Below are 8614 nucleotides of genomic sequence, written 5' to 3'. Positions count from 1 at the left end.
ACAGCTTCGCTGCTTCATTCACTTCATCACCTTTCCCTTTTCTTCATGTTTCAATGAAAATCAAACAAAAGCATTGTTCATTTACATCAGATAAATTCTACCAGGTTTTTGATCGATGTAAACACGAAGAAAATGAAGGGATGGAAGAAAAATAAGAACACCTTCGCTGCTTCATTCACCTCATCACCTTTCCCTGTTCTTCATGTTTCAATGCAAATCAAACAAAAGCGCTCATTACTTGATTGGTCATGATCCAAGAATTATTTTCCCGCAGCTCAGTTATAACAGAAGCTACCTCAATTCTCCATTTTCAATTGATTTCACCGTTTACTTATTTCGCACGTCTGGTAAAAACGCTGTAACAATTCCTAATAATGGTAAAAACGCACAGATGTGAAAAACATATTCAATACTGGTTTTATCAGCCAGCGAACCTAATACTGCAGATCCCAATCCTCCCATTCCGAATGCAAATCCGAAAAACAAACCGGCAATCATACCCACTTTACCAGGAACAAGGTCGGTAGCATACACTAAAATTGCGGAGAAGGCAGAAGCAATAATTACACCGATAATAGCAGCCAGCACGATGGTTAATACCAGCCCTACATGAGGTAATAAAAGTGTAAACGGTGCAGCTCCCAGGATAGATACCCAGATAATCTTTTTACGGCCATACTTATCTCCTAACGGTCCGCCGATAATCGTACCTGCAGCTACTGCAAACAAGAATACAAAAAGATATATCTGTGACTCCTGTATACTTACATTGAACTTTTCTATCAGGTAGAAAGTAAAGTAACTACTCATAGAAGCCATGTAGAAATATTTAGAGAAAATCAATACCAGTAAAATAAATAAAGAGAAGTATACTTTTCCTTTTGTTAACCCCGGTGCAAATACAGCAGTCACCTGTGAAACTTTTGTTTTGCGCAATTGCAGATTTACTTTATACCAGTTACCGATTCTCATTAATACGAATATGGCCAGTAGAGCGAAAATGGCAAACCAGGCTACATTACTTTGACCATGCGGAATAATAATCCATGCTGCTAATAACGGCCCGATAGCGCTACCGGCATTTCCTCCCACCTGAAAAATAGATTGTGCGAGTCCTTTTTTACCACCGGATGCAATCTGCGCCACGCGCGATGCTTCAGGGTGAAATACCGACGACCCCATTCCGATACAGCTTACCGCAATCAGAATCATCGGGAAGCTATGTGCGAAAGCTAATAAAATTAATCCTAAGAATGTAAATGACATGCCGATCGCCAATGAATAAGGATACGGGTGTTTATCTGTATAACGGCCTACAAACGGCTGTAACAAAGAAGCCGTAATCTGAAACACAAAGGTGATTAGTCCAATCTGAGAAAAACTTAACCTGAATTCATCCTTTAACATCGGATAGATAGAAGGTACTACAGATTGAATCAGGTCGTTCAGCATATGAGAGAAACTGATCGACAAAAGAATGGCATATACAGTTGTTTGTACGGGCTTAGAGTTCGTAAGGCTTGTTTCCATGATCTTCAAATAAAGATGCAAAGCTAGCCTTTCTTTTGATTCTAATAAAACTGTTTTCCCGGCTTTAACGGTCAGGATACTACCTGAAATGATGCAATAATTGTGCTTTATAAGTTTCTCCTACCGGAATTTCAACAGTACCTGCCCAGAGTTTTCCTTTTTCTATTTTGCTAATAAACGCTTTATTAACAAGATAAGATCGATGTACCCTGATAAATGACTGCTCCGGTAATAAATCTGCCAACGATTTCATGGTCATGTAAGTAATGAGCTTAGCCGAAGTGGTTTTTAATAAAATGTAATCTTTCAGGGATTGCGCAAAAATCAATTCACGATGTTCCACTTTCACTAAATCACGCGAAACTTTAAAATAAGTATGTGCAGTAGCGGGGGGAGACAAGTTCCTTTCTTTTTTAAAAAGTCTGTCCATACTTTTCTCAAACCGTTCATAGGTTACCGGCTTTAGTAAATAATCAGCCGCATTCAGTTCAAAACCCGTCACCGCATACTGATCATAAGCAGTGGTAAAAACAGTTAATGGCGGACACTTCAATGCACTCAGTAATTCAATACCGTTTACACCCGGCATCCGGATATCCAGAAACATTAATTCCACTTCGAACTGTTGCAAAGCAGTAAAAGCTTCCAGGGCATTTGCGCAGGTAGCCACCAGCTCCAACCGGCCATAGCGCTGTACATATTCTTCCAGTAACTGGATAGCTAACGGTTCATCATCAACAATTATACACTTCATGCATCCATTTTAAGAGATAAAATTACTTCGTAAGTATTTTCCATCGCCACCATATCCAGCGAATAATCATTGCCATACAATAAATTTAATCGCTGTTGAACAGTAGATAATCCTATTCCACCCGGTTCGGTAACCGGTAATTTAACCGTACTGTTTTTTACCTTCATTAACAACTCATTATCCGTACGACAAACGATTATGTCAACATACCCCTGATCAACGGCATCCTGTAACCCATGCTTAAAAGCATTTTCAATAAAAGGCAACAACAATAAAGGCGGAATAACATCATTCTCTTTAACGCCCTGCACCTCAAAACTAATATTAAACCGTTCCCCGTAACGTATTTTTTCAAGACCGATATACTCGTGCAAAATAGCCACCTCCCGTTTTAAAGATACGGCAGGCTGATCAGACTCATACAACATATAACGCATTAAATCAGACAAACTCGCCACCATCGGAGCGGTTCGTTCCGAACCCTGAATCGCCAGCACATATATGTTGTTCAGTGTATTGAAAAAGAAATGCGGATGTAATTTATCTTTCAGGTATTTTAATTCAGACATCAATTGCTGCTCCTTCAATTTGCTGATCAGCTGTTGTTGTTTAAAAAACCTGGCTATATACGCCATTCCCACCAAAGGAATATAACTGTAGCTCAGTAAGTAATTAAAAGTAAAATAAAGATTATTCCTTTGTAAGCGTGCATTTGTTTTACTTCTAAACTTTTCCGATAAAAAATTCATTGAAACAATAGCACGGTCTTGTATATAAAAATCAAAAAGATGATATAGAAAAACAAAAAGGGGTAACGTAATAACAACGAGCCAGTGCCTGTTTGCCATTACCAGCTTTTTTAAAAAAGCAAAGTAATAAACACTCAAAAACACAAACGAAAAAGTACCCCATACCATACGGGCTTCGATATCTTCAGAAAAACGCCGGATATCTTTTTGCTCATAGGCACTATACTCCAGGTCACTGATAATAGGCCTGACATAACATAAAAAAAACAAAATCATGCATTCAATGACGATATATTTTTTTATTGAAATATGTTTAAAATTCAACATATTACAATGCTACATTATTTTAACATAAAGTTTAATTTTCAACTATTATCTTTCGACAAGAAGGGTTCTTTTTTCGACCAAAAAGGTTCCTTTCTGATCTGATCGAATAAACCAAACCCCCGATCGAATAGATAAAATGATGATGACACCTTTACGTATTTTCACTCAAAAAAACGGTTATGAAGAACCTAATCTTTTATTCGATTTTCATCATCTTGTATTTTCCCGCACAATCTCAAATTAATAAAGAAGCATTGGCTGCTTTTAAAAAATTCGACAATGCATTGTCACAGATCACGAAAGTGAGCTATGACATTGAAACTTATGTTCACAACCCTGCAAATAATTATTTTTATACAGGAAATTTTCAGACTTATGCAGAGTTTGACCCAAAGAAGTCTGCCGATTTACAAAAGATAATGCTTAACTCAAAAAACACCAGCCGTATCTTCAACAACTCGGAATTATTCAATCTCAACCATGTACAGAAAACCTATGAGCTCGAAAATACACGTGCCACCACCAAACACCTTTCCTCTTCATCAGGTCTGAACAACTCCATCATTAGTTTAAAAGTTGCGTTGCCTGAAATAATAAAAGATGAAAGTATCATCAAAACCGTAAGCGATACGGTGATCGATCATAAAAAGTATAAGAAACTCGGCTTCTCTTTGTTGGGTAAAACTTTAGATTTCCCGAAACCTTTCTATGTTTTTAATAACAGCGAGGTCGTTCAATATTTTACTATAATCGCTGATGCAAAAACCTATCTCCCATACCGGGTAATTCAATCGAATAGTTCAACAAAAGATTATTATTATCAGGTAACAATGGAGAATATCAACACCAAACCTGCGCCACCTCTTCCCACTGACTGGTTTTACTCCGGTTATCCTGAATATACACAGGCAGTAAAGAAAGAACAGGTTGAACTGGTGAAGGTAGGGCAAACAATACCTGAATGGAAATTACCTTTATATACGACCGGTACCGCACCTGACAGTCTTCATAGCGATGCCTTAAAAGGTAAATTAACAGTAATTGAATTCTGGATTAAGAACTGCGGCTATTGCATGGACGCTTTCAAAGACCTGAAAAAGTTACAGGAAAAATACAATGGCAGTAATGTTCAGCTTGTTAGTATAAACGCTTATGACACGAAAGAAGATGTTGGCTTTTTTCATAAGAGAGAAAAAGCTGCTTATGCGATGTTATATGACGGAACGCTGCTGGCAGAATTATTGGGAGTATACGCCTATCCCAAAACAATTATCCTGAATGAAAAGAATGAAGTGATTTATACTGAGAGTGGTTTTAACGGTGAAAAAGTGAGTACGTTTATAGATAATTATAATAAAAAATAATCATAGTTACAGAAACATTAATAAATTAAGTTATCCCGCAGATTATACTGAAAGCATCGTTTCAATTCAAATGATTGAATCAGTGAAAATCAGCGTAAAAATTTCACCTGCCAAACATTGTAGGAATTAAGAAATTCAGTGAAATGTTTTCTTAATTCCTATATTTCTGTATCGTTCTCCTAAATTAAAACTTCAGTTTTTTATAATAATACAATTTATCATCTTCGGTAATTGTTCTGAGTACTTTACAGGGGTTACCAACCGCAATACAATCAGAAGGAATATCTTTTGTAACTACACTTCCTGATCCGATGACTACATTATTTCCGATGGTAACTCCGGGATTGATGACTACGTTACCGCCGATCCAGACATTGTTACCAATTGTTACCGGAAAAGCATATTCCCACCCTTCATTTCTTTTTTCTGCATCGATCGGATGACCTGCTGTAAAAATAGAAACATTCGGGGCCAGCAAAACGTTATCACCAATCACCACTTTTGCGCAATCCAGTATAGTGCAATTATAATTAGAGTAGAAATGATCACCTATTTCAATATTATAACCGTAATCGCACCTGAAAGGCAATTCCACAAAAGCATTCTTTCCGAGTTTTCCCAGCAATGTTTGTAAAAGATTATTCCGGGCATCCAGGTTGAGCGGATGTAATTGATTCAGTTCATAAATGAGTTTCTTTGCATACTGGCGTTCGTCTAATAAAGTTTTTTCAAAAGCCAGATATGGCTGTCCGTTTAACATTTTTTCTTTTTCACTACTCATTTTTACAATATTTGGGGTAGAAAATAAAACATAAAGATACAACATGCTGAACAGCTATGTAATATAAAAAAGCGAAGGTTAACCTTCGCTTTTTACATTAACACAAAACAACTGTCTTACTTTAAACTTTCAAAAGGAACGAATCCTCAAAAGCCGGCTATCTAACCGTAAGCTTATAGAGATTTCAATTCATGGTTTTGGAGTAGCACCCGATTCTCCTAACTTGACAACACAAATTTACAGGTATAGTATTTCCAGATTATCAACGAATCATTAAGAAAATGAGAAGTTCATTTTAACCATTTAGAATGATGTATTAAAAAGGGCGCTAAATCATACCCCAAAAAGAGAAATTACCCTTTAAGATCATTTATAGATCATTTTCCCGCAGATAACGCGGATAAAATCTTTTCCAAAAAAAGTGCTATTCCACGCAGATTTTCGCAGATTATTATTTAAACATGAAGAAAATGAAGTAATGGAAGAATACAAGAACAGCTTCGCTGCTTCATTCACTTCATCACCTTTCCCTTTTCTTCATTTTTCAATGAAAATCAAACAAAAGCGTTGTTCATTTCATTCGGCATGATTCAAGCATTATTTTCCACTTCAGATAATTTATACCTGATTTTTGATCGATGAAAACATGAAGAAAATGAAGTAATGGAAGAAAATAAGAACAGCTTCGCTGCTTCATTCACTTCATCACCTTTCCCTTTTCTTCATTTTTCAATGAAAATCAAACAAAAGCGCTCTTTACTTCATTCGTCGTAATTCAAGCATTATTTTCCACTTCAGATAAATTATACTAAGTTTTTGATCGATGTAAACACGAAGAAAATGAAGTAATAGAAGGATACTAAGAACAGCTTCGCTGCTTCATTCACTTCATCACCTTTACTTTTCTTCATGTTTCAATGAAAATCAAACAAAAGCGCTCTTTACTTCATTCGTCGTAATTCAAGCATTATTTTCCACTTCAGATAAATTATACTAAGTTTTTGATCGATGTAAACACGAAGAAAATGAAGTAATGGAAGAATACAAGAACAGCTTCGCTGCTTCATTCACTTCATCAACTTTACTTTTCTTCATGTTTCAATGAAAATCAACCAAAAGCATTGTTTATTTTATTCGGCATGATTCAAGCATTATTTCCCACTTTCCATTTAAAAAGCCGGCTTTATTTCCCTTGATTCCTGAATAGTTAAATTTATACTTCAAATTTAATTTTTGTTTTCCGGTACGATTTCATTGCTTTAGAGCTATTTTCTTTTCGTAGAAACTCAGCAATCAGGCTGGCCAGTTCAATACATTTCCGGCCTCCATAAAAATCTACGGTATCAGTAATAATGTTTCTTACACCGGGTATTTTCAGATCCTGCCTCATTCTGAGATACAACAACTTAAAATCAGCCTGAGTAATTGTTTCAGCCGGCTCAAACTTATGAATGATGCGCTGAATATAACTCACTACCGGGCCTTTATTCCATGAGTCATATCCTAACGTCCACTTTTCAAATTCAGGTATTTCATCATTTTTGTAAAATCCAAGGTTCAACTCATATCGTTTAAGATTTACTAAAAACATTAAACAATGTAACTGTCTGTTGGTTAAAGGATTTTGATAAAGCAGGTAGGCGTCATAAATGATATGGACAGCAGTGTACAATAATTCCTGCTCATATTTACTCTTAACTTTGTGATAATACTGATCATACATCATTGAATTTTCCATTAGTAAGCAATTATTAAGGCTTGAGAAATATACTATGTGATGACATATTAACCATAAGCGGATCAAAATTGACTACTTATTTATCAGTTTTTTTTCAATAAGTACGATACCTTTGCTACAAAGTTTTAGTCCATAAATAGTTATAGTCAAATCTTTTTTATAACTGATTTTTATTCAAACAATAACAATTTCTGACAGTACATATGCGCTCCACCGTTATTGACAAAGAACTCAGGGCCTTCTTCGAATACAAAAAAACAGATCGCCTCTGGCATATTCCGGCAATAGCTGCACTCAGTGTAAGTGTTCCTTTTTTTGTTGCTTATGCGTTGGGATTCATGCAAGACGGTATTCAGGCCAGTATCGGAGGCCTGGTAAGCCTGTACATTCATAGCGGTTCGGTAAAACGACGCATGAAAGTGTTGTTACTTGTTGCAGCCGGATTTGTTGTTTCATTCGGAACAGGACTCATTTTTAGTTATAATCCTTATATATCAGCCCTGGCCATCGCCGTTTTTTCAATGTTCGTGCATGGTTTGAAAAACCGGTACCGCTTACCCGCACCCGGTAATTTTTTCTTTATTATGGTGGCTTCTATCGGCTGTTTCATGCCTTATAATCCTCAAACGATTTTGTTGAAAATGAGTATACTTTCGGCAGGCGCTTTGTGGGCCTGTTTACTCGGTTTTTTATACGCATTGTATATTACCCGGAAGTTTCCGCATCAACCCAAAGCAAAAACACCACCGAAAAGAAAAGACGTTTCAACAGTAGAATCAATCCTTATAGGTATTATCATGGGCGCATCGATTCTGGCCAGCCACGCCCTCAAACTACCCAACCCTTACTGGGTACCTATTTCCTGTTTAGCTATTATTCAGGGTATTAACCAACGAATCGTCTGGCACCGAACCATACAAAGAATCATCGGTACCATTATCGGATTAGGTATTGCCTGGTTACTGTTAAAAATCAATCACCATCCCCTTTTCCTCGGCGTATGTATTATGGTGTTACAATTTCTGATAGAACTGTTTATTGTAAGAAACTATGGGCTGGCCGTTATATTTATTACCCCAATGACCATCTTTCTGGCTGAAGCCGGCGCCTTTTCCACCCTCCAACCCGACGAACTGTTCGTTTATCGCTTCATTGATATTCTGGTAGGTGCCATGATCGGAGCCTTGGGAGGTATACTCATACACTCCCAAAAACTGTACGCACACACGCGTCTGCAGGTAACACAAACCAAAAAGCGGTTAAGCAAAAAATAATGTCACAACATTATTAACCAACTAATTACGAATTACATTTTTTTCTACTTTCGAAAATGCAATTCCTTTCGTGGCAAATCAACCAACCACGTCTCCT

At 36.8% G+C, this 8614-nt stretch carries 7 protein-coding genes; 2 read left to right on the top strand and 5 right to left on the bottom strand.

The window, feature by feature from the left end; translation table 11 throughout:
- Positions 1-327: 327 nt before the first annotated feature.
- From D9O48_RS12875 to D9O48_RS12865, 3 genes are all read right to left on the bottom strand, one after another.
- On the bottom strand, positions 328-1530 hold the full coding sequence (locus D9O48_RS12875; RefSeq protein WP_126973388.1) for an MFS transporter: 1203 nt from the start codon (positions 1528-1530) through the stop codon (positions 328-330).
- Between the two features lie 79 nt (positions 1531-1609).
- Positions 1610-2284: a LytR/AlgR family response regulator transcription factor gene (locus D9O48_RS12870; protein ID WP_126973387.1), complete on the bottom strand. Its 675-nt coding sequence runs from the start codon at positions 2282-2284 to the stop codon at positions 1610-1612.
- Positions 2281-3309, bottom strand: a complete 1029-nt coding sequence (locus tag D9O48_RS12865; protein WP_158624892.1) for a sensor histidine kinase — start codon at positions 3307-3309, stop codon at positions 2281-2283. Before D9O48_RS12865 ends, D9O48_RS12870 begins: the two co-directional genes overlap by 4 nt.
- A gap of 230 nt (positions 3310-3539) precedes the next feature.
- On the opposite strand from D9O48_RS12865, the gene D9O48_RS12860 reads away from it, so the two are divergent.
- Positions 3540-4724, top strand: a complete 1185-nt coding sequence (locus D9O48_RS12860) for a TlpA family protein disulfide reductase (protein WP_126973385.1) — start codon at positions 3540-3542, stop codon at positions 4722-4724.
- 184 nt (positions 4725-4908) lie between these two features.
- Here the strand turns inward: D9O48_RS12860 and D9O48_RS12855 are convergent, their stop codons facing one another.
- A complete protein-coding gene (locus D9O48_RS12855; protein WP_126973384.1) occupies positions 4909-5505 on the bottom strand; it encodes a sugar O-acetyltransferase in 597 nt (198 codons plus the stop codon).
- A 1213-nt stretch (positions 5506-6718) separates the two neighbouring features.
- Entirely contained in the window at positions 6719-7243 is a 525-nt protein-coding gene (locus D9O48_RS12850) for a hypothetical protein (protein WP_126973383.1), read from the bottom strand.
- A 203-nt stretch (positions 7244-7446) separates the two neighbouring features.
- On the opposite strand from D9O48_RS12850, the gene D9O48_RS12845 reads away from it, so the two are divergent.
- Positions 7447-8517, top strand: coding sequence for an FUSC family protein (locus D9O48_RS12845; protein WP_126973382.1), 1071 nt, complete (start codon positions 7447-7449; stop codon positions 8515-8517).
- Positions 8518-8614: the final 97 nt, after the last annotated feature.

The organism is Gynurincola endophyticus, from assembly GCF_003991195.1.
Classification (GTDB): domain Bacteria; phylum Bacteroidota; class Bacteroidia; order Chitinophagales; family Chitinophagaceae; genus Gynurincola; species Gynurincola endophyticus.
Note: the sequence above shows the minus strand (reverse complement) of the source record. Positions and strands in the feature narration are given on the sequence as shown.